This is a genomic window from Massilia terrae, from assembly GCF_024753145.1.
Taxonomy (GTDB): Bacteria; Pseudomonadota; Gammaproteobacteria; order Burkholderiales; family Burkholderiaceae_D; genus Telluria; species Telluria terrae.
Genome location: NZ_JANUGU010000001.1, coordinates 100,294 through 123,549 on the forward strand (window position 1 = coordinate 100,294; position 23,256 = coordinate 123,549).

Sequence of the window (23,256 nt, forward strand, 5' to 3'; positions counted from 1 at the left end):
TCAGGCGCGGATGCGGATGATTTTCCGGAGCAGCAGGACGCCGCAGGCCATCGACAGCAGCATGCCGCGCACGATGGTGACGCCGATCTCGTCATGCCACAGCGGCGCCATGAACTCCGGGTTGAACACGTTCATCAGGCCGCCGATGGCGAACGGCAGCAGCGACAGCAGCCAGGCCGACATGCGGCCCTCGGCCGACAGCACGCGCACGTGCCGCAGCAGCTTCAGGCGCTGGCGGATCAGGCTCGACAGGTTGGCCAGCACCTCGGTCAGGTTGCCGCCGGATTCACGCTGGATCAGCACCGCGACCACGAAGTAGCGCAGGTCGGTGACCGGCGCGCGCAGCGACAGGTTGGACAGCGCCAGTTCCAGCGAGACGCCGAAGCTGACCTCGTCGTGCACCATCCGGAACTCGCCGGCGATCGGCTCGGCCATCTCGTCGCCGATCATCTGGAGGCCGGCGCCGAACGCGTGCCCGGCGCGCAGGGCGCGGCCCAGCAGGTCGAGCGCATCGGGCAGCTGCTGCTCGAGCTTGGCCAGGCGTCTGGCGCGGCGCCGCCTGACCCAGGCCAGCGGCAGGACCGCCGCGCCGGCCCCGCACAGCGCGCCGGCCAGGAAGGGCTGGTGCAGCAGCCCCGTCACGGCGAGGTGGGCGATGGCGCCCAGCGCCGCGCAGGCGAGCAGCAGGCGCCCGACCGTCCAGTCCAGGTTCGCCTGCATCATCATGCTGTCGAGCTGGCGCGCGCTGGGCAGGCGCAGCAGGAAGCGCTGCAGCGGCGGCAGCTCGCTCAGCATGCGCTCGCGCAGCAGCCTGGCCGGGCCCGCGCCAGTGGCCCCGGACAGCGCGCCCAGCCGGCGCTCGATCTTGCGGGCCTCGGGCCCGCGCCAGGAGCGCCACATCAGGTACAGTCCTTCGCACAGCAGGACCACGGCCACGAAGACCAGCACCGACAGCAGCGGCGGGATATGGGGAGCGGGGTGGTTGGGCATGGCCGCCTCCTACTGCCAGCGCCGCGCGCTGTCGAACATGGCGTCGGGCAGGGCCACGCCGAATGCGCGCAGGCGCTCGCAGAACCTGGGCCGCACCCCGGTGGCCTGGAAGTAGCCCTCGACGCTGCCGTCGGCGGCCACCCCGGTCTGGCGGAACGCGAAGATCTCCTGCATCGTGATGACGTCGCCTTCCATGCCGGTGATCTCCTGGATGCTGGTGATCTTGCGCCGCCCGTCGATCAGGCGCAGGCCCTGGATCACCACCGTGATGGCCGATGCGATCTGCTGGCGCGAGGCCTTGTGCGGCAGGTTCAGGTTGGCCATGCCGATCATGTTCTCCAGCCGCGACAGCGCGTCGCGCGGGTTGTTGGCGTGGATCGTGGTGAGCGAGCCGTCGTGTCCCGTGTTCATCGCCTGCAGCATGTCCACCGCCTCGGCGCCGCGCACCTCGCCGATGATGATGCGGTCGGGCCGCATGCGCAGCGCGTTGCGCACCAGCGCGCGCTGCGTGATTTCGCCCTTGCCTTCGATATTCGGCGGGCGCGTCTCCATGCGCACCACGTGCGGCTGCTGCAGCTGCAGCTCGGCCGCGTCCTCGATCGTGACGATGCGCTCGGCCGGCGGGATGAAGCCGGACAGGATGTTGAGCAGCGTCGTCTTGCCGGCCCCGGTGCCGCCCGCGATCACCATATTGACCTTGGCCTTGCACAGGCCTTCCAGCACGGTCGCCATGTCGGGCGTCAGGCTGTGGGTGTCGTTGACCAGGTTCGCCATCCTCAAGGGGATGTGGGCGAAGCGCCGGATCGACATCATCGGACCATCCAGCGCGACCGGCGCGATCACCGCGTTCACGCGCGAACCGTCCGGCAGGCGCGCGTCCACCATCGGGCTCGATTCGTCGATGCGGCGCCCGACCAGCGACACGATCTTGTCGATGATGCGCAGCAGGTGCTTCTCGTCCGCGAAGCGCACCGGCGACAGCTCGAGCCGCCCGCGGCGCTCGACGAAGATGCGGTTGTAGCGGTTGACCAGGATGTCGGAGACGGCCGGGTCGGCCATCAGCAGCTCCAGCGGGCCGAAGCCGAGCATCTCGTGCTGGATGTCGCGGATCAGCGCGCGCCGTTCCAGTTCATTGATGGCGGCCGGTTCCTCGTCCAGCAGGCGCTCGGCCATGGCGGCGATTTCGGTGCGCAGCGCCGGCGCCGGCAGCGTTTCGAGCGCGGCCAGGTCGAACTTGTCGAGCAGCTTCAGGTGGATGCGCGCCTTGATGGCGTGGTAGTCGTCGCTGGCGCCGGCCTCCGGCGCGGTGGCGACAGCCTGGCCTTCGACGGCACTGAGTTGTTCACGAAACGACATGGCATGCTCCATTGGGAGGCTCAGGCGCCGGCCGGGGCGCGCCGCAGCAGGCGGGCGAACAAGCCGCGCGCCGGCTGCGGTTGCGCGTGCAAGGTATCGGCCAGGCGCGCGACCTGGCGCAGCACCGGATGCGAGGGACTGGCCGCGGCCAGCGGTTCGCCGTGGTCGATCGCGGCGGTCACCGGCTTGTAGCGGTTCGGCACCGTGTGGATCGTGAACTTGCCGAGCGCGCGCTCGATGTCGGCCACCCCGATCGTGTCCTTGTGGTCGAAGCGGTTCACCACCAGCTCCACCTTGCCGGCGCCATAATCGAGCGACTTGAAGATCGCCAGCAGCTTCTTGGCGTTGCGCAGGGACGGCACGCTGGCCTGCATCACCGGATAGATTCGGGTGGCGCGGTCCAGCGCCTTGATGGCGAGCGTACCGACCTGGCGGCCTATGTCGACCAGCACGAAATCATAGTGCTGCACCGCCAGCGCCAGTACCGCCTCGACATGCGCCGCCGTGATCTCGACCGCCTCGCCGTGGTCTTCCGGCGCGGCCAGCACGCTGAAGTTGGGCGCGACCTTGACCGCGCAGGCGGCGAGGAAGGACGCGTCCAGCCGCTTGATCCCGCGCGCCACGTCGGCCAGCGTCGATGCCGGCTGCGCGTCGTGCACGAAGGAGAGCGCGTCGCCGAACTGCAGGTTGAGGTCGACCAGCAGCACCGAGCCGCTCTGGGCCAATTGGCAGCCAAGGCTGGTGGCGAGGAAGGTGGCGCCGCTGCCGCCCTTGCACGGGATGAAGGCCAGCACCTGGCCGCCGGGGCCGCTGCGCGCGCCGCGCAGCTTGCCGCAGATGCGCGTGACCGCGGCTTCCAGGTCGGCCGCCTGCACCGGCGCGGCGAGCACCTCGCGCACCCCGGCGCGCATGGCGTTGAGCAGGAACTCGCGGGTGCAGCCGGGGCACAGCAGCAGCACCGCGATCGCTGGATGGCGCGTGGTCAGGGCCTCGACCGGGGCGAAGGAGGCGGCGTCGCAGCCGATGCCTTCGACCAGCATCAGGTCGGGCTGGTCCTGCTCGGCCACCTGCGCCAGCATGGCGCTGCCGCCCTCGGTGAGCACGGCGGCGTGCCCGGCGGCCTGCAGCTGCTTGCCGATTTCGTTCAGGTGGACCTTGTTGGGTGATACGACGGCGATCTTCATGAGGCTTCCCTTCGTGTCATTGGCATATCTGGGCATTGTTGGGGTCCTGGCCCATCATCTCGCGCGGCAGGCGGGTGCTGAACGCGGGCAGGGCGCGGGCCGGCACCACCATGCCGGTGACCGGCGAGAGCCAGTGGAAATTCAGCCCGGTGAGCGTCACCGTCACGGCTTCGCAGGTCGAGGCATCGCAGCCGGCCGGTTCCCACGCCAGCGCGGCGCCGCCGATCTCGGGCACCATGGTGCGCATCTTGGCCAGCACGGTGGCCGCATCCGCGCCGCCGGCGCACACCACGGCGTAGCGCGCGCCCAGCCGCGTCGCTTCCGTCGCCGCGTTCCAGGTGAACAGCATGCGGCTGACATCGAGCACGCCGAACAGGAACATGAAGAACACCACCAGCACGAAGGCCAGCTCGATGGTGGTCGCGCCTTTCTGGACAGTGTTCATAGCGGGCTGCGCATGGTGGCGCTGATGTCGTTGAAAGTGATCGCCGCGAAGCGCGCGCCGAACATCCCGGCTACCAGGGGCCTGAAGGTGTAGCCGGTGACGCGCACCGTGACGGTGTTGATCAGCGGGTCGCTGCCGGCGGTCTGCCAGGTTGGCGCCGCCACGTTGGCCTCGGTGAGGGCGCTGTCGAGCAGCGGGCCGGTGCCGGCCGTGTTCCCGTAGACGATCAGCTTGCGCGCTTCCGCCACGTGGGTGCCCGGGGTCTGCACCGACAGGTAGCGCACCGCGTCGCGCACTGCCTTGGCGGTGGTGTTGTAGCGGTACACGGCGCGTCCCAGCTCGGTCGCCGTCAGCGACAGCAGCAGCAGGAGCGGCAGCACCAGCGCGAACTCGACCAGCGCGACGCCTGTTTGACGGTTCTTCATGGTTCACCTCACGAGGACGGGCACCAGCGGCCCTGCCGCGCCGCCCGGCATGCCGCCCTGCGCGCACGGCGAATCGGGCGCGCCGGCCAGGCCGCGGTATTCCAGCTGCGACGGGTCGTTCGGGCCGGTCAGCGGGGCCAGCATGAACATGCAGACGAAATCGATCACCCTCGCGGCGTCGTTGATGACCGGGACCACCGCCAGCCGCCGGCCGTATCCATACTTGCGGTGCTCGCCGGCGGCGCCAGGTGTGGCCAGCTTCTGGAAACCATTCAGCTTGCTACTGTCGCCGAAGGCGATCTGGGAGCCGGTCTTGATGCTGGTGCCGGTATCGGCCAGCGAGGCCCAGGCGGCGCGCTTGGTGATGTAGTTCTGCGCGGTCGCATGCGAGCCGGCCGCCGCCGTGCCCGCAAACGCGTTCTGCGGCGCCGGGTTTTTCCAGTTCGCGCTGGTGTAGGCGTAGCCGGTCTGGTCGGGATGGTTCACGCTCGGGACGTCGACGTTCTTGTAAATCCCGAAGCGGTAGTTCCAGGGCCGGTCGATGCTGGTCTGCGCGCCCGGCGTGCCGAGCGTGTCGCCGAGGCGGGTGCCGCAGCGGCCGCCCTCGGACAGCTCGTTGAAGGTCTCCTGGGCGCTCTTGCTGCCATCCAGGTTGTACCAGCCCATTTCTCCGGCCGATGCGCCGCCCTTGTCGAAGATGGTGACCCATTCGCCGATCTGGAAGCCGAAGTTGTTGGCGCGCGAGCCGCCGGCGCGGGACTTGAGCGCGACCGGGATCGGGCAGGTGCTCTGGGCGCTGCCGCGCGTGGCCACCGCGCCGGCCAGCACCATCCGGCTGGTCGGGTTGGCGGCGCGGTTGCCGGTGAACGCGCCCATTGCGTGCAGCAGCCACATGCGCACGCCAGCCTGGGTGTGCTGGCACTGTGCGTAGCGCGCATTGGCGGCGGCCGTGGTGAGGGCATAGGCCGCATCGCGGAAGCTGATGTCGGCGGCCGTCACCTGGCCCTGGCCGTCCCAGTTCAGCGACTGCAGGTTGACGCGATTCAGGTTGGCCGCGGTGGCGCCGGCATCGCGCGCCCGCGCCAGCGCGGTCGGCTGCTGGTCGAGCTCCTGCGCGGCGGCCAGCGCGCAGGCGTCCATCGCGGTCTGCAGCTCGGTCTTGACGATGAACAGGCGCCCGAAATCGAAGGCGATGGCGACGAAGCCGAGCAGGAAGAACAGCAGGATGCAGACCAGCACGATGACCGCGCCGTGCTGGCGCCGAGGCTGCGGATGGCTGTCAGGGGTCATGTCGGTGGCTCCCGGAATGGCGGGCCGCGCGCTGCGGCCCGCCGGCTGCGGCATCAGGCGCAGGAGGCCGAAGTGGTCAGGCAGGTGGCGACCCGCTGGATGAAGCCGTCGAAGCTGGTGCCGGTCAGGTTGCGCAGGGCGACCACCAGGATGATCGACACCACGGCGATGATCAGCGCGTATTCGACGACCTGGGCGCCTTCGTCGTCGCGGGCGAAGGAGCGGATCGACTGGAGGAGCTTGTTCATGATGAATCCTTTCATGGGGGGAGGATGGAACCGTCAGGCGCAGGAGGCGCTGTTGGTCAGGCAGGTGCCGACGCGGGCGATCCAGCCGCTGAAGCTGGTGCCGGTCAGGTTGCGCAGCGCGACCACGAGGATGATCGAGACCACGGCGATGATCAGCGCGTACTCGACCACCTGGGCGCCTTCGTCATTGCGGGCGAACGAGCGGGCCGACTGCCGCGCGGCCTGGATGAAGTGCTTCATGTGCTCTCCTTTCGTAAGGTTGGGGGAAGTCCGCCCCTGCGGGCGGGGTAGTGCTCTATTTGGCGGCGCCGGCGCCGCTCGTATTGATCACGTTGACCACCGGCGGCGGCGTCTTGAAGCTGTCCTGGTAGCGTGTCACCGCTTCGCGCGCGGCCTGGCCGTCGATGCCGGCGGCCGGGTCGGCACTGGGCGCGCCGCGATGGATCGCCATCGCGACGCGGGCCCGGCGCACGGCCTCGCCGAAGTGCTGGTCGTAGTGCGGGGTGGCCGCGCAGCCGGCCAGCAGGGCCAGCAGCGCAAGGGGGCTCGATTTATTCATGGCGTTCTCCTGTTTGCTTGGCGGCCTTGCCTTCGGCCCGGCCCAGCAGCAGCGCGTCGGCTTCGCCCGGCTCGGCGTGGATGTCGGTCGGCGCGGCCAGGCCGGCGGCCGGCCTCACCAGGCGCGGCGTGACAATGAAGATCAGCTCGGTCTGGTCCTTCTGGAATTCGGTCGATCGGAACAGGGCGCCCAGCACCGGCAAGTCGCCCAGGCCGGGAAAGCGCGACAGGGTCTGGGTCACGTTATTGCGGATCAGGCCGGCGACGGCGAAGCTCTGGCCGTCGTTCAGCTGCACCGTGGTGTCGACCCGGCGCGTGGACACCGAGGGCAGCACCGAGGTCACGCCGCCGACCGTGGTGAACGGCGAGCCGGTCTGCGACAGCTCGGACACTTCCGACACCAGCTTCAGGTTGATCCGCGTACTGTCGAGCACGGTCGGCGAGAACTTGAGGCCGACGCCGAATTCCTTCTCTTCCAGCGTGATGGTGGGCGCGCCGCCGTTATTGGCCTGCGCCACCGGGATGAAGATCTTGCCGCCGGACAGGAAGCTGGCCGACTGGCCGCTGATGGCCATGATGTTCGGCTCGGCCAGCACCCGCACCAGGCCATCCTTCTTCTGCGCATCGACGCCGAGCAGGGTGGCGCCGCGGCTGGTGGTGGACAGGCCGGCCTTGGCGGCGGCGTCGCCGCGCGTGACGATGGCCTCGGCCGCCCCGGCAATGGCGCCGCTGCGGGCGATATTGTTGAACTTGCCGAACAGGGCCGGCGCGCCGCCGAAGATGCCGGACAGCACCTGCGAGGTCAGCCCGTCGGCGGACGTGAACATGCGGCTGTAGTCGATGCCGAACTTGTCGAGCAGGGTCTTGCCGACTTCGGCGATCTTCACTTCCAGCATCACCTGCTGCGGCGCCGTCACCCGCAACAGGTTGACCAGGCGCTTGCCGTCGTGATACGCGGTGGCCACGCGTACCGCTTCATCGAGCTTGCCTGAGCCGCTGACCGAGCCGGACAGCACGATCGCTTCGCCGGCGCTTTTCACGGTGATATCTTTTTCTTCGGGCATCAGCTCGGCCAGCTTGTCCTGCAGCACGGCGGGATCGACCGACACCACGATGTCGTGCAGGTAGCAGACCCCGTTGGCGTCCTGCAGGATGATGTTGCTGGTCCCGGCCTTCTTCCCGCGCAGGAACAAGTCGCTCGGGCTCAGCAGCAGCACGTCCATGTCGGCCACGCTGGCCTGGTCGGCCACGGCGGCCACGACCGGCGCCGGCTTGGCGGCGTTGCCGAGCAGGCCGCTGGCGACGATGCGCGCCACCGGCGCCGCCAGCGGAATCACGGACGCCTTGCCGAGCGTGACCTGGGTGGCCGGCGCCACCTGCACCGACTCGCAGCTGCGCGAGGCCGCGAGCGTGCCGCTGGTGTTGGCGGCGCCGTAGGCCGGCGTGCCGGCGATGGCGCTTGCCGCCGCGGCCGATGCCGCGATCCGGATGCAGGTGTTCATGGGCTGGTCCTCAGGGTCGGGTCAAAAGCAGCTCAGCGACGAGGCGCCGTGCTGGATCACTTCCACGCAATGGGCGCTGGCCGGCGCCACGCGGGCCGGGGCGGGGCGGCGCACCACCGCGGCGACCGGCTGCGGCGCGGCCGGCCTGGCTTCGCCGAACAGTTCGGTCTTGGTGACGCCGCTGGTGGCCACCGGCTGCTTGTCGACCTGGTTGCGCAGCACCAGCGACAGGGTGCCGACGCTGCGCGCCAGGTCGAGCTTCTCGGCGTCCTGCGGCGACAGTTCGAGCGTGACCGCGCTGACCACCTTCGGCTTGGTGTCGTCGCGGCCCGCTTCCTGTGCCACCGCCAGCACCAGCACCCGCTCCAGCACGGTCTTGCTGACCGAACGGGCTTGTTCGCCCTTGGCCTGGTCCTGCTGGGCGTTGACGACCACGTCGACGTAATTGCCGGGCAGGGCGAAGCCGGCCACCCCGACCACATCGTTGACGCGCACCGTCATGGCCCGCTTGCCTTCCGCGATCACGGCCGACAGCCCGCCCAGCGTCCCGGCAGGCGCCAGCTTGCGTTCCAGCATGGGCTCGCCGGCGACGATGGCGAGGCGGGCGATGCGGTCCTGCAAATCGGCGCTGGCCTTGAACGCGCCGGAGGGAGTGGCGCCGGCCGGCCAGTCGATGGTCGACAGCATTTCGGCGTTGATCTTGCTGCCCGGTTCGATGTCGACCGCCGCCACCACCACCTTGTTGGCGCTGATGCCGGCCTGGCGCGAAGCCCAGCCGGTGGCCCAGGCGGCCGCCACCAGGCCGAGGAGGAGTGCGGCCAGGATCAGGCCGATTGCCTTGAGGTTCTTCATGATGGGTCCTTTGCGACGTGATCAGACGAGCCCGAACTGGCGGGCCAGGACATAGGAACTGGTGCCGAGCGCGATGCTGATGCCGTAGGCCAGCCGGCCGACCGATGGCAACTGGCCGGGCTCCAGCCGCGGCTTGCCGCGCGCCACGGCCGACCACAGCAGCCAGCGCAGCAAGCCGCCGGTGTTGGCCAGCAGCGGGACCAGCGTGCGCTGGCGCAGGGCCAGCACCAGCGCGGCAATGCCGCCGCTTACCACGGTAAAGAACAGGGCCCAGGCCGTGCCTTGCAGGCCGAGGAAGGCGCCTACCATCGCCATCAGCTTGACGTCGCCGGCGCCCATCGCGCCGATCGCGTACATCGGCAGCAGCGCGCCGAAACCGAGCAGCATCCCAGCCGGGCCCCAGGTCCAGCCCGCATGCATGGCCGGCGGCACGGTGGTGTTGTAGACCAGCGCGAACAGCAGGCCGGCGCCGGTCAGCAGGTTGGGAATCCGGTAGGCGCGCCAGTCGTAGGCGGCCGCCGCCGCCAGCAGGACCAGCAGCACGCAGGTGCGCGGATCGGTGAACAGCATGGCGAACAGTTCGAAGAAGGCCTTGAATTCGTCCATGGTCGCGGTCCCCGTTGCGGCTTGATCGATGGCTCAAGTCTATGGACGAGCTGTGCTCCGCGAATGAGAGCGGGCTCCTTTCGGCGTGGGAGGCGGCGCCTGATTTTCGGGGGGCGGAATAGTGCGCGGCGGCCAGGCCGGCATAGTCGCTTGCTCCCGGTACTGATGGGCTGTAGTACCCCCACTCGCCTGCTTGTAGGAGCACTCTTACACCAGAGGAAAGGCGGAAATTTTCTCGTAAAAAAAACTACTTATTTCCTGTTCAAGCCTGTCATTTCGCTAAAGGGCGCGGTGTATAGTTCCCCGCTTTTACAGACCAGCCGGCGGCACGTCTTTCAAGCCTTGCGATGCTGTACGGCATACCAAAACTACATCGAAGGGAAGAAAGATGATGAATTCGCAGGACTACGCGGCCCGCATCGGACAACTGATCCAGGAACACCAGGCCGACATCGGCGCCGAGTGGATCGGCCAGCTGGAAGCACTGACCCTGCGCAGCAATTCCGTCTCCAAGGAGCAGTTGCGCGTCCATTGCCAGCAATTCCTGCAGGCCTTTGCCATGGCCACCCGTGCTGGCAACCTGGACGATATCGACCACCGCTCCTGGGACGAAGTGCGCAACCTGCTGGCCGATATTTCCTCGACCCGCGCCAGGGCCGGCTCGACGCCGAGCGAGACCGCCACCTTCGTGTTCTCGCTCAAGCAGCCGCTGTTCGCGCGCCTGCGCCAGGGCTTCGAGGGCAATCCCGAGGGGCTCGCGGCCGCCTCCTGGATCATCAACACCCTGCTCGACAAGCTGGGCCTGTTCACCATTGAAGTGTTCCAGAAGACGCGCGACCAGATCATCGTGCGCCAGCAGCAGGAGTTGCTGGAACTGTCCACCCCGGTGGTCAAGCTGTGGCAGGGCATCCTGGCGCTGCCGCTGATCGGCACACTCGATTCGGCGCGCACCCAGGTGGTGATGGAGAACGTGCTGCAGAAGATTGTCGATACCGGCGCCGCCATCGCGATCATCGACATCACCGGCGTGCCGATGGTGGACACACTGGTCGCGCAGCACCTGATGAAGACCATCGCCGCCGCCCGCCTGATGGGCGCCGACTGCATCATCAGCGGCATCCGCCCGCAGATCGCGCAGACCATCGTGCACCTGGGCGTGAACCTGGAAGACGTGGTGACGAAATCGACCCTGGCCGACGCCTTCCTGGTCGCGCTGGAGCGCACCGGCAATGCGATGGTCGCCAACAAGGGGTAAGCGGTTTATGGAGCGGATTCCAATCCTTCGCATGGGCGACCTGCTGCTGGTGACGATCCAGGTCGACATGCACGACCGGCTTGCCATGACTCTGCAGGAAGACCTGGCCGACCGCATCGTGCGCGACAACGCCAAGGGCGTGCTGATCGACATTTCGGCGCTCGACCTGGTCGACTCCTTCATCGGCCGCATGATCAGCAATACCGCCGCCATGGCGCGCGTGCTCGATGCCCGGACCGTGGTGGTCGGGATGCAGCCGGCGGTGGCGATCACGCTGGTCGAACTGGGGCTGACGCTGGCCGGCGTGAAGACCGCGCTCAACGTGGAAAAGGGCATGGCCCTGCTAGGAAAGCGCACCTTCTGATGAGTGCCCAACAAAATGCGGCGCTGATCGACTCCGCGCTGCTGGAGCGGCACCGTGCCTTGCGCACCAGCCGTGTCACGCTGCCCCTGCGTTCGGACGAGGACGTGGTCGGCCTGCGCCGCCAGGTGCGCGAACGGGCGGTGGCGATCGCGCTGTCGCTGGTGGACCAGACCAAGCTGGTCACCGCCGCCAGCGAGCTGGCCCGCAACACCCTCAAGTACGGCGGCGGCGGCGAGGTCCACCTCGACCTGCTGGGCGACGGCGTGCGCCAGGGCGTCGGCCTGATCTTCATCGACGGCGGCCCCGGCATCGCCGACACCGACCAGGCGCTGCGCGACGGCTTCACCACCGGCGGCGGCCTCGGGCTGGGGCTGGGCGGCGCGCGCCGCCTGGTCGACGAATTCGACATCGACAGCAGGCAAGGAGAAGGCACTGCGGTGTCGGTGGTGAAATGGAAGCGTTGATCAGTTCCTTGTCGCGCCAGCAGAGCGTGGCCATCGATCATGCCAGCGACGTCGCGGCCGCGCGTCGCGCCGGCATCAAGTTGGCGGGCGTGCTGGGTTTCGATGAAACCCGCACCGGCCAGCTGGCGATCATCATCACCGAGGCCGCCACCAATATCATCAAGCACGCCGGCCACGGCATGCTCTACATCGGTCCCGCGCAATCCGGCGCGGCGCCGGGCATCGACGTGGTCGCGCTCGACAGCGGACCCGGCATCGCCGACTTCGCATCCAGCCTGGTGGACGGCGTGTCCACCGCCGGCACCGCTGGCACCGGCCTGGGCGCGCTGCACCGGCTGTCGGACGAGATCGACGTTTATTCGCAGCGCGGCAAAGGCGCGGCCTTCTTCATGCGGCTGTGGCGCGATACGCCGGCTCCCGCCCCACGGCCGGTGGTGGTGGGCGCGCTGGCGCTGCCGATCCCTGGCGAGGAAGAGTGCGGCGACGGCTGGGCCTTCGGCTGCCACGAACACGGCGCCACGCTGCTCGCGGCCGATGGCCTGGGGCACGGCCCGGAGGCGGCGCGGGCGGCCGATGCCGCGATCGAGACCTTCGGCCGCGAGCGCGGGCTGCAACCGGCCGCGCTGATGCAGCGGGTGCACGAGGCGCTGCGCATCACGCGCGGCGCCGCGGTGGCGCTGGCCTACGTCGACTGCGGGCGCGACGAGGTGCGCTTCGCCGGCCTTGGCAACATCAGCGCCTGGGTGGTGCACGACGGCCGGCGCGCGCTGGTCTCGCACAACGGCATCGTCGGCCACAATATGCGCAAGGTGCAGGAGTTCAGCGCCGCCTTCCCGCCGGGGGCGCTGTGCATCATGCATTCCGACGGCCTGCAGACCCAGTGGGACCTGGACGCCTATCCCGGCCTGGCCGCGCGCCATCCGAGCCTGGTGGCGGCGATCCTGATGCGCGATTTCAGCCGCCGCCGCGACGACGCGATGGTGCTGGCGGTGCGGCGGCGGGAGCGCGCATGACACTGCAGCGGATCGTCGGCGTGGCGCTGGAAAGCGAGCAGGATGTCGTGCTGGTGCGCCAGCGCGCGCGCCAGGTGTCGGCGCTGCTCGGCTTTTCGCAACAGGACCAGGTGCGCATCGCCACCGCCGTGTCGGAGGTGGCGCGCGCCTGCCAGCAGCGCAGCAAGGGCCGCGCCGCCTTCAGCCTGGCGGACGAGGATGGCCGCCAGCAGCTGGAGGTGGCGATCAGCCTGGAGCCGCGTCCTGGCCGCGCACAGTCGCCACTGGGGGCCGCGGACGCGCCCGAGATGGCGCTGGTCAGCGCGCACCGCCTGATGGACACCTGCGTGGTCGCCGAGAGCACGGCCGCCACCACGGTCACCATGCGCAAGGTGCTGCCGCCGCAGTCGCGGCTCGGCGCCGCCGACCTGGCCGAACGCTCGCACAAGCTGGCCGCCGCGCCGGTCGCCAACTCCTACCACGAGGTGCAGGTGCAGAACCAGGAGCTGCTGGGCACCCTGGCCGAGCTGCGCGAACGGCAGGAGGACCTGCTGTCGCTGACCCGCGAGCTGGAGGACACCAACCGCGGCATCGTCGCGCTGTACGCCGAGATCGAGGACAAGGCCGAGCGCCTGCGCCGCGCCGACGAGATGAAGTCGCGCTTCCTGTCCAACACCAGCCACGAGCTGAGGACGCCCTTGTCGTCGATCCGCGCGCTGGCCAAGCTGCTGCTGGACCGCATGGACGGCGAGCTGACCGTCGAGCAGGAGCGCCAGGTGCAGTACATCGCCACCGCCGCCAACGACTTGTCGGAACTGGTCAACGACCTGCTCGACCTGGCCAAGATCGAGGCCGGCAAGGTCGAGGTGCAGGTGGCGCCGGTGGTGGTCGATAACATGTTCCGTGCGCTGAAGGGCATGCTGCGGCCGCTGGTCGATGCCGCCAATGTCGACCTGGTGTTCGACACCGGCGGCGTCAGCGAGCCCTTCGATTCGGACGAAAGCAAGATTTCCCAGATCTTGCGCAATTTCATCTCGAACGCCCTCAAGTTCACCGAGCATGGCGAAGTGCTCGTGCGCGCCGGTGTGGACGAGGAAACGGATACCATCGCATTTGCGGTGGCCGACACCGGAATCGGCATCAGTCCGGAGAACCTGCAGCTGATCTTCGAGGAGTTCAGCCAGATCGAGCATCCGCTGCAGCGCAAGAGCAAGGGCACGGGCCTGGGCCTGCCGCTCTGCCGCAAGCTGGCCGACCTGCTGGGCGGCCGCGTGGACGTCCGGAGCACACCCGGCCAGGGCTCGACCTTCACCCTGACGCTGCCGCGCCAGTACCCGCTGGGCGCCGCGCCAAGCACCGATGGAACGGAATCATGACAGCCAAGATTTTGATCGTAAATGTCGACGACAACGACGGCGCGCGCTACGCCAAGACCCGCATCCTGCAAAGCGCGGGCTTCCAGGTGATCGAGGCGGGCAACGGCACTGACGCGCTGGCGATGGTCAAGAGCGAGGAGCCGGCGCTGGTGCTGCTCGACGTGAAGCTCCCCGACATCAACGGCATCGAGGTCTGCCGCCGCATCAAGTCCGATCCGGCCACCGCCAGCGTGCTGGTGCTGCAGACTTCGGCCGCGCTGACCAGCCGCGACGACAAGATCCGCGGCCTCGAAGGCGGCGCCGACAACTACCTGGCGGCGCCGATCGAGGCCGACGAGCTGATCGCGAACGTCAACGCGCTGCTGCGCATGCGCCAGACCGAGTCGGCGCTGCGTGAGAGCGAGGAGCGGTTTCGCCAGCTGACCGATTCGATCGAGGACGTGTTCTGGATGTTCTGCGTGCCCGGGATCGCGCTGGCCTACGTCAGCCCGGCCTACGACACGCTGTGGGGCCGCAGCCGGGCCGCGCTGAACGAGCGCCACGACGACTGGCTGGAGGGCGTGCACCCCGATGACCGCGCCCACATCGCGGCGCGCTGGCAGGCGCTGGCCGCCGATCCCTCCTACGACGAGGAATACCGGCTGCTGCTCCCGGACGGAAAGGTGCGCTGGGTGCGCGACCGCCTGCGCCCGGTGCGCAACGCGAGCGACCAGGTCTACCGCGTGGCCCGCATCACCAGCGATATCTCGCGCCGCCGCGAAATGGAAGGGCTGCTGCGTGCGGCCGACAACAACAAGAACGAATTCCTGGCCACGCTGGCGCATGAGCTGCGCAACCCGCTGTCGCCGATCCGCAGCGCCGCCGCGCTGCTGGGCATGAGCGGTCCCGGCGCGGCCGACCTGCAGGCCAAGGCCAAGGACGTGATCACGCGCCAGGTCGACCACCTGGCGCACCTGGTCGACGACCTGCTCGACGTCGCCCGCATCTCGGAGGGCAAGATCGCGCTGCGCACGGAGGAGGTCAACCTCGGCGCCGTGATCGCGCAGGCCACCGAGACCGCCGGCCCGCTGATCGCCGCGCGCGGCCACCGGCTCGAGGTGACGCTGCCGGACGAACAGGTGTGGGTCAGCGGCGACCCGGTGCGGCTGGCGCAATCGATGGGCAACCTGTTGCACAACGCGGCCAAGTTCACGCCGCGCGACGGCCGGATCGCGATCAGCGCGAGCCTGGCCGACAACGGCATGGTGCGCATCGCGGTGCAGGACAACGGCATCGGCATCGACGAGGACAGCCTGCCGCGCATCTTCGGCATGTTCACGCAGGCCGCGGTGCCGCCGGACCGGGCGCCGGAAGGGCTGGGGATCGGGCTGTCGCTGGTGTCGCGTTTGCTGGAGATGCACGGCGGGCGGCTGTCCGCGTGCAGTCCCGGTATCGGCATGGGCAGCACCTTCACGGTCGAACTGCCGGTGCTGCGGGTCGAGTGCGCCGGCAGCAAGCCGGACCAGTCACGCAACGCGGCCCAGGGCAAGTCGGGCGGCCTGAAAGTGCTGCTGGTGGACGACAATGCGGACGCGATCGAGATGATGGGCTTCCTGCTGGCCGAGATGGGACACCAGGCCACCACCACCCAGGACGCACGGCGCATCGTGGCGCTGGCGCGCGAGCAGCATCCGGACGTGATCGTGCTCGACATCGGGCTGCCCGGGGTGGACGGCTACGAGCTGGCGCGCATGCTCAAGCGCGAGCCGGAGCTGGCGTCGATCCGGCTGGTGGCGCATACGGGCTATGGTTCGCCGGAGGATCGCAAGAAGGCGCTGGATGCGGGCTTCGATGCGCATCTGGTGAAGCCGGCGGAGATCGCGGATCTGGAAGCGGCGCTGCGCGGTTAGAGTTCGCCGCTGTGCATGCAAAATGGGGTTCCCGCTTCCGCGGGAACGACGGACTGTATATGGCACGGGGCGCCTTATACAATGTACCGTCGTTCCCGCGCAGGCGGGAACCCCATTTTGCGTGCAGCACCGCGCAATAAAAAACGCCCGCTGCGCAAGCGGGCGTTTACGCATCAAGCATCAGATCATTTGTCGCTCACCACAAACTCTCCAAACGGCTTGAGCTGCTCGCTCACCGCCGTCTTGTCGCCCACCACCACGATGGTCTGGCGCTCCGGTGCGAAGTACTTCCTGGCGACGGTACGCACCTGCTCCGGCGTGACCTTCTCGATCGCCGGCACGAACTGCCCGAGGAACTCGGCCGGCAGCCCGACCAGCCAGTTGTTGGCCAGCGTGCCCGCCACCGCGCGCTGCATCTGGTTGCTGATCAGGTAGCCGCCCGCGACGTAGCGCTTGTGCATCTTCAGCTCGTCCTCGGGCACGAGGTCGGCGCCGATGCGCTTGTACTCGTTCATGAATTCGGTCACCGACGGGCCGGTCACCGCATTGCGCACGTCGGCGCCGCCGACGATGCTGCCGCCTTCACGCGCCAGGCGCGCGCCGGCGTAGGCGCCGTAGGTATAGCCCTTTTCCTCGCGCAGGTTGATGTTCACCCGGCTCGAAAAGCCGCCGCCCAGCACCGTACTGGCAAGGCGCAGCGGGATCTGGTCGGCGGCGGTGGCGGCAATCCCCGGGCTGCCCAGGCGGACCGTCGACTGCACGCTGCCGCCGCGTTCGAGCAGCACGAAGGTCGGCTTGGCATCGGTCGGCGCTTCCGGCGGCAGCGGCTGCGCCTGGCCCTGCGCCTTCCAGTCGCCGAAGGCCTGCTGCGCCAGCTTGAGCGCGTCGGCTTCCTTGATGCGGCCGGTGATCACCAGCAGCGCGCGGTCCGGACGGAAGCGCTTCTCGTGCTCGGCGCGCAGCATCTGGTCGGTGACGCTGTTGATGGCGTCGGCGGTCGGGTCGGTGTGGCCGTATGGATGGTCGCCGTAGATCGCCGCGTTCAGCGCGCGGTCGGCGCGGAAGCCGGGACGGGTCTCGGCCACGCGCAGCGCCTGCAGCGCGTTGGCCTTGGCCAGCTGGACTTCCTTGGCCGGGAACGAGGGCTGGCGCACCACCTCGGCCAGCAGCGCCGCCATGTCGGCGGCGTGCGAGGCGAGGGCGTTGGCCGAGACCGACACGCCGTCGAGCGAGGCGCTGGCGCCCACTTCGCCGCCCATGCCCTGGGCCGCTTCGGCGATCGCACGCGAGTCGCGCTTGGCGGTGCCTTCGTTGAGCAGGCCGGCCATCAGGCTGGCGAAGCCCGGATGGGCCTTGTCGTCGGCCGAGTAGCCGGCGCCGCGCACGGCCAGCACGAAGTCGACGCGCGGCAGTCCTTCGCGTGGCACCACCCACACGGTCAGGCCGTTGGCCAGGGTCTTCTTGGCGATGTGCGGGACCGGCAGCGGCTTGTCCTTGGCGTAGGCCGGCATCGCGGCGGATTTGTCGGCTGGGGTGTCAGCCGCGAACGCGGCCGGGGCGAACAGGGTGGAGATCGCCAGTGTCAGCATCAGTTTTTTCATCGCGATGGCTCCTTATTTCTTGTCGGCGGCAGAGACGCTGGCCTGGGCCGGCGCGGCGGCGGCCGGTGCGGCCTTCGGCGCCGGCTTGCGGTCGATGACGGTGCGGTTCGAAGCGACCAGGTAGGTGCTCGCCGCGCGCTTGATGTCGTCCGAAGTCACGGCTTCGATCCAGCCCGGGATCTTGTTGGCGACATTGGCGTCGCCCCACAGGGTCTGCAGCTTGGCCAGGGTGTCGGCGCGGTTGATGAAGCTTTCCATCTTGTTGTTCCAGTCCGCCAGCATGCGGGTCTTCACGCGCTTGAGCGTGGCCGCATCGGCGCCGTTCCTGGCGACCTTGGCGATCTCTTCGTCCATCGCGCTGACCATGGCGTCGGCGCTGCTGTTCGGCTTGTACAGCGCGAAGATGGTCATCACGGTCGGGCCGCCGTATTCCCACGGGCCGGTGAGGCCGAACAGGGCGTTCATGTTGAGCGCGATCTCGCGGCCCTTCACCAGCCCCTGGTAGAACAGCGAGGCGTCGTCGCCCGCCAGCAGGTCGGCCAGCACCGCGATCGCGGCCTGGTCCTTGTGGCCGCGTGGCGGGATCTTCCACGCTACCGCCACCGCCGGCACCTGGGCCAGCGCGTCGGTCTGCTCGACCCGCTTCTCCTCGGTGTTCAGGCCTTCGGAGAAATCGGTGGCGGCCGGCGTCGGGCGCTTGGCGATGCCGCCGAAGTACTTCTGCGCCAGCGCGAAGCCCTGGGCCGGGGTCACGTCGCCGGCGATCGCCAGCACCGCGTTGTTCGGGCCGTAATAGTCGCGGTGGAAGGTGCGCACATCGTCCAGCGAGGCGTGTTCGAGGTCCTCGAAACTGCCGTAGCCGTCGTGGTTGTTCTCCCACTTCTTGAATGCGGCCTGGTTGATGTCGAGCCAGTAGAAGCCGCCGTAGGGCTGGTTCTTGACGTTGACGCGGATCTCTTCCTTGACCACGTCCTGCTGGTTCTTCAGCGTCTTGTCGTTGAAGTCGAGCGTCTTCATGCGGTCCGCTTCCAGCCACAGGATGGGTTCCAGCGCCGACACCGGCGCGGTCTCGATGTAGTTGGTGAAGTCGGGCCGGGTCGAGCCGTTGTTGCGGCCGCCGCCGCCGGTGATGGTCTTGTCGAACACGCCCTTGGGCGCATTCGGCGTGCCCTGGAACATCAGGTGCTCGAACAGGTGCGCGAAGCCGGTGCGGTTCTTCGGCTCCAGGCGCATGCCGACGTGGTAGACCACCGACACGCCGACGGTGGGCGAGGTGTGGTCTTCGGAGACGATGACGGTCAGGCCGTTGTCGAGTTTCTTGGTGTGGACCGGCAGGTTCCACTGGTCGCTGGTGGCCGCGAACGCGGACAGCGAGACAGTCAGGCCAGCCAGCAGCACTGGAAGGTGGCGCTTGCGCATAGGGATGCCCTCGCAAAGGTGGACGGTGGTTTCGGGAACGTGGCTCTGCGGCCGCGCGAGGGGCATCTTAACGCAATGACAAGCATTGATGTAAAGATATTTTTTACAACATCCCCGCCATTCCCGCGATCGTGTCGCCCAGTCCGGTTTTTATGCAGTTCGTCGCATTCACGGCGCATGGCGCAGGCCGCCGGGATAGAGTGCGGTCATCGCCGCTGGCTTTGAAATTACATTTGGTTAATAATTTTGTGGCAAGTCGCATTGCTTTGCTGCTACTGTATGCGCCGCTGTTGGCAGCGCACTTGAACAAGTATTGGAGATTCACGTGAACAAGTTCCTCAAGTTCGGTTTGATGGCCGCCGCTTTCTGTTGCTTCGTCGAGCCTGCCTCGGCGGCTTCGGACGTGGTCAGCGAAACCCGGCCGCTCGATCCGCACATCGTGCGCGTCAAGGTCGACGGCATCGTCGAGGTGGTGGTGCGGCAGGGCAGCCCGGCGGCGATGACGGTGCGCGGCGACCGCAACTGGATCGCGCGCACCAGCACCAGCCAGCGCGGCGACACCCTGAACATCGGCACCGAAGCGCGGGCCGGCGCCCTGCACGAACGCTTCATGATGCGCGAATCGTCCCAACTGCGGGTGGAACTGACGCTGCCGGCCCTGCGCGAGGTGTCGGCCGACAGCATCGGCACCACCACCGTGGTCGGCTTCGAGGGCGACGAGCTGGACCTGAGCCACGAGGGCGCCGGCCAGATGGTCGTGCAGTGCAACTACAAGCGGGTCTCGGCCAAGCTGGGCGGCATCGGCAGCATGGTGATCAAGGGCCTGAGCAGCGAAGGCGTCGATTTGGACGTGAGCGGCGCCGGCTCGGTCAGCCTGGTCGGCCGCAGCAAGTGGCTGCGCGCGGACCTTGGCGGCATCGGCGGCCTGAATGCCCAGCAGTTCGCAGTAGACAACGTCGACCTGGAGCTGTCGGGCCTGGGCAATGCGATCGTGACGGCGCACCAGAACGCCAACCTGAACCTGTCGGGCATGGGTTCGGTGACGGTGTACGGCAAGCCGGCCAACCGCAAGCTGGTGATCGAGGGTCTGGGCAAGGTCAACTGGAAATAAAAAGGGAACGCCGGACGCCGGCGTAGGGCAAGCGAAGAACCCGCATCCACACGAGACAATGAGAAAACTATTCGTTGCGATTGCATTCGCACTTGGACTGCATGCCAGCGCGCATGCGGGCCTGACAGAAGGGGCAGCGGCGTACAACGCGAAGAATTACGCGCTGGCGCTGAAAGAGATCGTCCCGCTGGCCAAGGCCGGCAACCCCGACGCCGAGCAGCTGCTCGGCTTGATGTATTACATGGGCCGCGGCGTCGCGCGCGACTACAAGCTGGCCTTCGAGTGGAGCCACAAGGCGGCGCAGCAGGGCAGGGCCGATGCGCAGTATGTGACCGGCGCCATGTACTACAAGGGAAACGCGGTCCCGGCCGACGAGAAGCAGGCCGTGTACTGGTTCCGCAAGGCGGCCGAGCAGGGGCACGCGGACGCGCAGTATGCGCTCGGGCTGCTGTACCGCTACCACGTGGCCGGCATGCCGCAGGATGTGGTGATCGCCTACATGCTGTGGAACCTGTCGGCCGCCAACGGCCACGCCAACGCCGCCAACCAGCGCGCGGCGGTGGCCAAGCAGATGAGCCAGGAGCAGATCGAGGAAGCGCAAGCCTTGTCGCGCAACTGGAAGGTGGGCACGCCGCTGCCGGGGCAGTCGAAGACCGGGGCGCAGTAACTCCACCCCAACATGGGGTCAGGTCGTCCAAACAATCAAAAGTGCGCGCAAGAACTCTTGTATCTTGCACGTTTTGACCCTGGAAGTGGCTGGACTGGAATTTTGATTCATTGGACGACCTGACCCCAGACGTTTTCTTAGTGTTTGGCGCCCGAAGCCGCCCCAAACAACTCCAGCGGCACCGCATTCCCCATCGTCTCGTATCCGTGGTCGTTCGGATGCAGGTGATCCCCGCTGTCGTATGCCGCCGCCATCCGCCCGGGATGCGCCGGGTCGCGCGTAACGAGGTCGAAGTCGATCACGCCATCGAACTCGCGGCCATTGCGGATCCATTCGTTGACCGCCGTGCGCACCGCTTCCTTCGCCGGTGAATAGTACTTGGCGCCCTCGAACGGCGTCAGCGTCGCGCCGTAGATGGCGATGCCTCTCTCGTGCGCGCGGCCGATCAGCTGGCGGTAGCCGGTGATCAGCTCCTGCGCGCTGATCGGCTCTTCGTTCGGACTGTTGCCGATATCGTTGATCCCCACCATCAGCGTCATGTAGCGCACGCCCGCCGTGGCCAGCACGTCGCGGTCGAAGCGTTCCAGCGCACTGCGGCCGGCGAGCGAACCTTCCGGCGGATTGCTGACCAGGCGGTTGCCGCTGATGCCGCGGTTGACCACACCCAGGTTCGCGCCTTGCAGGCGTTTGGCCAGCCAGTCCGGCCAGCGGTTGACGGTGTCGGGCGTGCTGCGGGTGCCGTCGGTGATCGAATCGCCGAGGGTGACGATGGCCGCGCCGCCGCTGTCGACATCGACCTCGGTCAGGAAGGGCCACGAGCCGATCTTGTGCTGCACCGGCAGCGTTTCCGCGGCGGCGAAATCGCCGGTCTCCGACACGTAGTTGGTCTGGCTGGCCGTGCTGTGGATAGTGGTCGCGCCGGCAACCTCCGGCAGGTACACGCTCACCGCGAGATCGGCGCGGGCCGCAAGGTCCAGGTCCACCGGATCGGACAGCGCTGGCGCGCCGGGCGGGATGACGATCGACGCCGCGCCGCCGAAGGTCAGCGCGCGGTCGCTGCCGGGCACGATGTCGGCGCCGGCCTTGCGCAGCGCGACGTGGGCGCCGCCGATGCGCAGCGGCGTGCCGCCCATCTCGTTCGAGAGCCGCACCCGCACGCGCTTGCCGCCGAGGCTGGTGTGCACGATCATGCGCAGCGTCTGGTTGCTGAAGGTCTTGGCGCCGGCCGGCAGGGGCGGGCCGCCCGCTCCCGCGCCCCAGGTCCCGGTCCAGTGTTCGGCGGTCCAGGACTGGGCCAGGGCGGGCTGCGGCGGGAAGGCCAGCGTGGCGGCCAGGGCTGCGCCGGCAAGCATGCCGGTGAACGGCAATTTCATGTTGTCTCCTCGGTCTGGTTGGTGGCAGCGTTGCGGGAAGTATGCATCAGTTGCCACAAGTGGTGCCCCTGCCGACCACGAATGCGCAAGCGATTGAGCGGCGGCCCGCTCCGGGCCCGCGGCGTATAATTGTGTTTTTCTCAACAGGAGCTTTCCCATGCGTGCCATCGAAATTACGCGCCCGGGACAGCCCGAGGTGCTGCAGCTGTGCGAGCGCCCGGTCCCGGAGCTCAAGAGCGGCGAAGTCCTGATCAAGGTGCATGCCGCCGGCATCAACCGGCCTGACGTGCTGCAGCGGCTCGGCCACTACCCGGTGCCGCCGGGCGCCTCCGACCTGCCGGGCCTGGAGGTGGCGGGCGAAATCGTCGGTGGCGACCTGTCCGGCAGCCCGTTCAAGCAGGGCGACATGGTGTGCGCGCTGGTACAGGGCGGGGGGTATGCCGAGTTTTGTGCGGCCCCGCTGGCGCAGTGCCTGCCGATGCCGGCCGGGCTGAGCGCGGTACAAGCAGCCTCGCTGCCGGAAACCTTCTTCACGGTGTGGAGCAATGTGTTCGACCGTTCCAACCTGTCCGAGGGCGAGACGCTGCTGGTGCAGGGCGGCACCTCGGGCATCGGCGTGACCGCGATCCAGATGGCGTCGGCGCTCGGCCACACGGTCTACGCGACCGCCGGCACCGACGACAAGTGCCGCGCCTGCGAATCGCTGGGCGCGGCGCGCGGCATCAATTACAAGACCGAGGACTTCGTGGCCGTGGTCAAGGAGCTGACCGGCGGGAAGGGCGTCGACGTGGTGCTGGACATGGTGGCCGGCCCCTACGTGGCGCGCGAGATTTCCTGCCTGGCCGACGACGGCCGCATCGCGCTGATCGCCTTGCTGGGCGGCGCCAAGGCCGAGGTCGACCTGGGCCAGGTGCTGCGCCGCCGCCTGTCGATCAGCGGCTCGACCCTGCGCCCGCGCCCGGTGGCCTTCAAGGGCCGCATCGCCCAGAGCCTGCGCGAGCGGGTGTGGCCGCTGATCGAGCAGGGCAGGATCAAGCCCGTGATCTACAAGACCTTCAGGCTGGACGAGGCCGCGCAGGCGCACGCGCTGATGGAGACCAGCACCCACGTCGGCAAGATCGTGCTCGAAGTCGTGTAATCGATACCTTCGTTTACAAGTTACCGTCGTTCTCGGCAGTGCCGGGAACGACGATGACGATATAGCGAACCCGAGCGAACAATCACCATCTTGCCCGCCCCTTGTTTGACCGTAACATCAACGACCGCTAAAATAGCGGGTTATTTGACTG

24 protein-coding genes are annotated in these 23,256 nt (G+C 68.3%); 9 read left to right on the top strand and 15 right to left on the bottom strand.

Annotation, left to right across the window (positions count from 1 at the left end; all coding sequences use genetic code 11):
• From NX778_RS00510 to NX778_RS00565, 12 genes are read right to left on the bottom strand one after another with little or no spacing between them, the layout of a single operon-like run.
• Positions 1-990: a type II secretion system F family protein gene (locus tag NX778_RS00510; protein WP_258809734.1), complete on the bottom strand. Its 990-nt coding sequence runs from the start codon at positions 988-990 to the stop codon at positions 1-3.
• Positions 991-999: 9 nt separating this feature from the next.
• The gene (locus NX778_RS00515) at positions 1,000-2,346 is read right to left on the bottom strand and encodes a TadA family conjugal transfer-associated ATPase (RefSeq protein ID WP_258809735.1); all 1,347 of its coding nucleotides are present in this window, start codon (positions 2,344-2,346) and stop codon (positions 1,000-1,002) included.
• A 20-nt stretch (positions 2,347-2,366) separates the two neighbouring features.
• Positions 2,367-3,530: a CpaE/TadZ family protein gene (locus NX778_RS00520; protein ID WP_258809736.1), complete on the bottom strand. Its 1,164-nt coding sequence runs from the start codon at positions 3,528-3,530 to the stop codon at positions 2,367-2,369.
• Between the two features lie 16 nt (positions 3,531-3,546).
• Complete coding sequence (locus tag NX778_RS00525; RefSeq protein WP_258809737.1) at positions 3,547-3,975, bottom strand: TadE family protein; 429 nt, start codon at positions 3,973-3,975, stop codon at positions 3,547-3,549.
• Positions 3,972-4,400 (bottom strand): TadE/TadG family type IV pilus assembly protein, encoded by a 429-nt coding sequence (locus tag NX778_RS00530; protein ID WP_258809738.1) that lies wholly within the window; start codon positions 4,398-4,400, stop codon positions 3,972-3,974. Before NX778_RS00530 ends, NX778_RS00525 begins: the two co-directional genes overlap by 4 nt.
• 3 nt (positions 4,401-4,403) lie before the next feature.
• Complete coding sequence (locus tag NX778_RS00535) at positions 4,404-5,690, bottom strand: pilus assembly protein TadG-related protein (RefSeq protein ID WP_258809739.1); 1,287 nt, start codon at positions 5,688-5,690, stop codon at positions 4,404-4,406.
• Between the two features lie 53 nt (positions 5,691-5,743).
• Positions 5,744-5,938, bottom strand: a complete 195-nt coding sequence (locus NX778_RS00540; RefSeq protein WP_258809740.1) for a Flp family type IVb pilin — start codon at positions 5,936-5,938, stop codon at positions 5,744-5,746.
• Between the two features lie 33 nt (positions 5,939-5,971).
• On the bottom strand, positions 5,972-6,178 hold the full coding sequence (locus tag NX778_RS00545; protein WP_258809741.1) for a Flp family type IVb pilin: 207 nt from the start codon (positions 6,176-6,178) through the stop codon (positions 5,972-5,974).
• A gap of 55 nt (positions 6,179-6,233) precedes the next feature.
• Complete coding sequence (locus tag NX778_RS00550) at positions 6,234-6,497, bottom strand: hypothetical protein (RefSeq protein WP_258809742.1); 264 nt, start codon at positions 6,495-6,497, stop codon at positions 6,234-6,236.
• Positions 6,490-7,998, bottom strand: coding sequence for a type II and III secretion system protein family protein (locus NX778_RS00555; RefSeq protein ID WP_258809743.1), 1,509 nt, complete (start codon positions 7,996-7,998; stop codon positions 6,490-6,492). Before NX778_RS00555 ends, NX778_RS00550 begins: the two co-directional genes overlap by 8 nt.
• A 21-nt stretch (positions 7,999-8,019) precedes the next feature.
• On the bottom strand, positions 8,020-8,850 hold the full coding sequence (gene cpaB / locus NX778_RS00560; protein WP_258809744.1) for a Flp pilus assembly protein CpaB: 831 nt from the start codon (positions 8,848-8,850) through the stop codon (positions 8,020-8,022).
• A gap of 21 nt (positions 8,851-8,871) precedes the next feature.
• Positions 8,872-9,456, bottom strand: coding sequence for an A24 family peptidase (locus tag NX778_RS00565; protein WP_258809745.1), 585 nt, complete (start codon positions 9,454-9,456; stop codon positions 8,872-8,874).
• Between the two features lie 391 nt (positions 9,457-9,847).
• Here NX778_RS00565 and NX778_RS00570 point away from each other — a divergent pair, with 391 nt between their 5' ends.
• Genes NX778_RS00570 through NX778_RS00595 form a run of 6 tightly spaced genes read left to right on the top strand, consistent with a single transcriptional unit; the run spans position 9,848 to position 15,796 of the window.
• Positions 9,848-10,711, top strand: coding sequence for an STAS domain-containing protein (locus tag NX778_RS00570; RefSeq protein ID WP_258811011.1), 864 nt, complete (start codon positions 9,848-9,850; stop codon positions 10,709-10,711).
• 7 nt (positions 10,712-10,718) lie between these two features.
• Positions 10,719-11,075, top strand: coding sequence for an STAS domain-containing protein (locus NX778_RS00575; protein WP_258809746.1), 357 nt, complete (start codon positions 10,719-10,721; stop codon positions 11,073-11,075).
• Positions 11,075-11,539, top strand: a complete 465-nt coding sequence (locus NX778_RS00580) for an anti-sigma regulatory factor (RefSeq protein ID WP_258809747.1) — start codon at positions 11,075-11,077, stop codon at positions 11,537-11,539. The genes NX778_RS00575 and NX778_RS00580 overlap by 1 nt, the downstream gene beginning before the upstream one ends.
• Entirely contained in the window at positions 11,527-12,552 is a 1,026-nt protein-coding gene (locus NX778_RS00585; RefSeq protein ID WP_258809748.1) for a SpoIIE family protein phosphatase, read from the top strand. Before NX778_RS00580 ends, NX778_RS00585 begins: the two co-directional genes overlap by 13 nt.
• Positions 12,549-13,907 (top strand): sensor histidine kinase, encoded by a 1,359-nt coding sequence (locus NX778_RS00590; RefSeq protein ID WP_258809749.1) that lies wholly within the window; start codon positions 12,549-12,551, stop codon positions 13,905-13,907. Before NX778_RS00585 ends, NX778_RS00590 begins: the two co-directional genes overlap by 4 nt.
• The gene (locus NX778_RS00595; RefSeq protein WP_258809750.1) at positions 13,904-15,796 is read left to right on the top strand and encodes a hybrid sensor histidine kinase/response regulator; all 1,893 of its coding nucleotides are present in this window, start codon (positions 13,904-13,906) and stop codon (positions 15,794-15,796) included. Before NX778_RS00590 ends, NX778_RS00595 begins: the two co-directional genes overlap by 4 nt.
• Before the next feature lie 185 nt (positions 15,797-15,981).
• Here the strand turns inward: NX778_RS00595 and NX778_RS00600 are convergent, their stop codons facing one another.
• A complete protein-coding gene (locus NX778_RS00600) occupies positions 15,982-17,397 on the bottom strand; it encodes a M16 family metallopeptidase (RefSeq protein WP_258809751.1) in 1,416 nt (471 codons plus the stop codon).
• A 12-nt stretch (positions 17,398-17,409) separates the two neighbouring features.
• On the bottom strand, positions 17,410-18,816 hold the full coding sequence (locus tag NX778_RS00605; protein ID WP_258809752.1) for a M16 family metallopeptidase: 1,407 nt from the start codon (positions 18,814-18,816) through the stop codon (positions 17,410-17,412).
• Positions 18,817-19,141: 325 nt separating this feature from the next.
• Between NX778_RS00605 and NX778_RS00610 the strand changes: the two genes are divergently transcribed.
• Together NX778_RS00610 and NX778_RS00615 are read left to right on the top strand one after the other, a co-directional pair.
• A complete protein-coding gene (locus NX778_RS00610) occupies positions 19,142-19,927 on the top strand; it encodes a GIN domain-containing protein (RefSeq protein WP_258809753.1) in 786 nt (261 codons plus the stop codon).
• 58 nt (positions 19,928-19,985) lie between these two features.
• Complete coding sequence (locus tag NX778_RS00615; protein ID WP_258809754.1) at positions 19,986-20,594, top strand: tetratricopeptide repeat protein; 609 nt, start codon at positions 19,986-19,988, stop codon at positions 20,592-20,594.
• A gap of 137 nt (positions 20,595-20,731) precedes the next feature.
• On the opposite strand, the gene NX778_RS00620 is transcribed toward NX778_RS00615, so the two are convergent.
• Positions 20,732-21,967 carry an SGNH/GDSL hydrolase family protein gene (locus tag NX778_RS00620; protein WP_258809755.1) on the bottom strand — a complete coding sequence of 412 codons (1,236 nt, stop codon included), beginning with the start codon at positions 21,965-21,967 and terminating at the stop codon, positions 20,732-20,734.
• A gap of 157 nt (positions 21,968-22,124) precedes the next feature.
• On the opposite strand from NX778_RS00620, the gene NX778_RS00625 reads away from it, so the two are divergent.
• Entirely contained in the window at positions 22,125-23,105 is a 981-nt protein-coding gene (locus NX778_RS00625; protein ID WP_258809756.1) for an NAD(P)H-quinone oxidoreductase, read from the top strand.
• The last annotated feature ends 151 nt before the right edge of the window (positions 23,106-23,256 follow it).

Bases quoted from the DNA above. Each gene is read 5' to 3' on its own strand.
- NX778_RS00620 (WP_258809755.1), bottom strand. From the start codon at position 21,967: ATGAAATTGCCGTTCACCGGCATGCTTGCCGGCGCAGCCCTGGCCGCC.
- NX778_RS00600 (WP_258809751.1), bottom strand. From the start codon at position 17,397: ATGAAAAAACTGATGCTGACACTGGCGATCTCCACCCTGTTCGCCCCG.
- NX778_RS00525 (WP_258809737.1), bottom strand. From the start codon at position 3,975: ATGAACACTGTCCAGAAAGGCGCGACCACCATCGAGCTGGCCTTCGTG.
- NX778_RS00545 (WP_258809741.1), bottom strand. From the start codon at position 6,178: ATGAAGCACTTCATCCAGGCCGCGCGGCAGTCGGCCCGCTCGTTCGCC.
- NX778_RS00565 (WP_258809745.1), bottom strand. From the start codon at position 9,456: ATGGACGAATTCAAGGCCTTCTTCGAACTGTTCGCCATGCTGTTCACC.
- NX778_RS00570 (WP_258811011.1), top strand. From the start codon at position 9,848: ATGAATTCGCAGGACTACGCGGCCCGCATCGGACAACTGATCCAGGAA.
- NX778_RS00590 (WP_258809749.1), top strand. From the start codon at position 12,549: ATGACACTGCAGCGGATCGTCGGCGTGGCGCTGGAAAGCGAGCAGGAT.
- NX778_RS00535 (WP_258809739.1), bottom strand. From the start codon at position 5,690: ATGACCCCTGACAGCCATCCGCAGCCTCGGCGCCAGCACGGCGCGGTC.
- NX778_RS00580 (WP_258809747.1), top strand. From the start codon at position 11,075: ATGAGTGCCCAACAAAATGCGGCGCTGATCGACTCCGCGCTGCTGGAG.
- NX778_RS00575 (WP_258809746.1), top strand. From the start codon at position 10,719: ATGGAGCGGATTCCAATCCTTCGCATGGGCGACCTGCTGCTGGTGACG.
- NX778_RS00540 (WP_258809740.1), bottom strand. From the start codon at position 5,938: ATGAACAAGCTCCTCCAGTCGATCCGCTCCTTCGCCCGCGACGACGAA.
- NX778_RS00615 (WP_258809754.1), top strand. From the start codon at position 19,986: ATGAGAAAACTATTCGTTGCGATTGCATTCGCACTTGGACTGCATGCC.
- NX778_RS00555 (WP_258809743.1), bottom strand. From the start codon at position 7,998: ATGAACACCTGCATCCGGATCGCGGCATCGGCCGCGGCGGCAAGCGCC.
- NX778_RS00530 (WP_258809738.1), bottom strand. From the start codon at position 4,400: ATGAAGAACCGTCAAACAGGCGTCGCGCTGGTCGAGTTCGCGCTGGTG.
- NX778_RS00515 (WP_258809735.1), bottom strand. From the start codon at position 2,346: ATGTCGTTTCGTGAACAACTCAGTGCCGTCGAAGGCCAGGCTGTCGCC.
- NX778_RS00550 (WP_258809742.1), bottom strand. From the start codon at position 6,497: ATGAATAAATCGAGCCCCCTTGCGCTGCTGGCCCTGCTGGCCGGCTGC.
- NX778_RS00595 (WP_258809750.1), top strand. From the start codon at position 13,904: ATGACAGCCAAGATTTTGATCGTAAATGTCGACGACAACGACGGCGCG.
- NX778_RS00625 (WP_258809756.1), top strand. From the start codon at position 22,125: ATGCGTGCCATCGAAATTACGCGCCCGGGACAGCCCGAGGTGCTGCAG.
- NX778_RS00520 (WP_258809736.1), bottom strand. From the start codon at position 3,530: ATGAAGATCGCCGTCGTATCACCCAACAAGGTCCACCTGAACGAAATC.
- NX778_RS00510 (WP_258809734.1), bottom strand. From the start codon at position 990: ATGCCCAACCACCCCGCTCCCCATATCCCGCCGCTGCTGTCGGTGCTG.
- NX778_RS00605 (WP_258809752.1), bottom strand. From the start codon at position 18,816: ATGCGCAAGCGCCACCTTCCAGTGCTGCTGGCTGGCCTGACTGTCTCG.
- cpaB (WP_258809744.1), bottom strand. From the start codon at position 8,850: ATGAAGAACCTCAAGGCAATCGGCCTGATCCTGGCCGCACTCCTCCTC.
- NX778_RS00585 (WP_258809748.1), top strand. From the start codon at position 11,527: ATGGAAGCGTTGATCAGTTCCTTGTCGCGCCAGCAGAGCGTGGCCATC.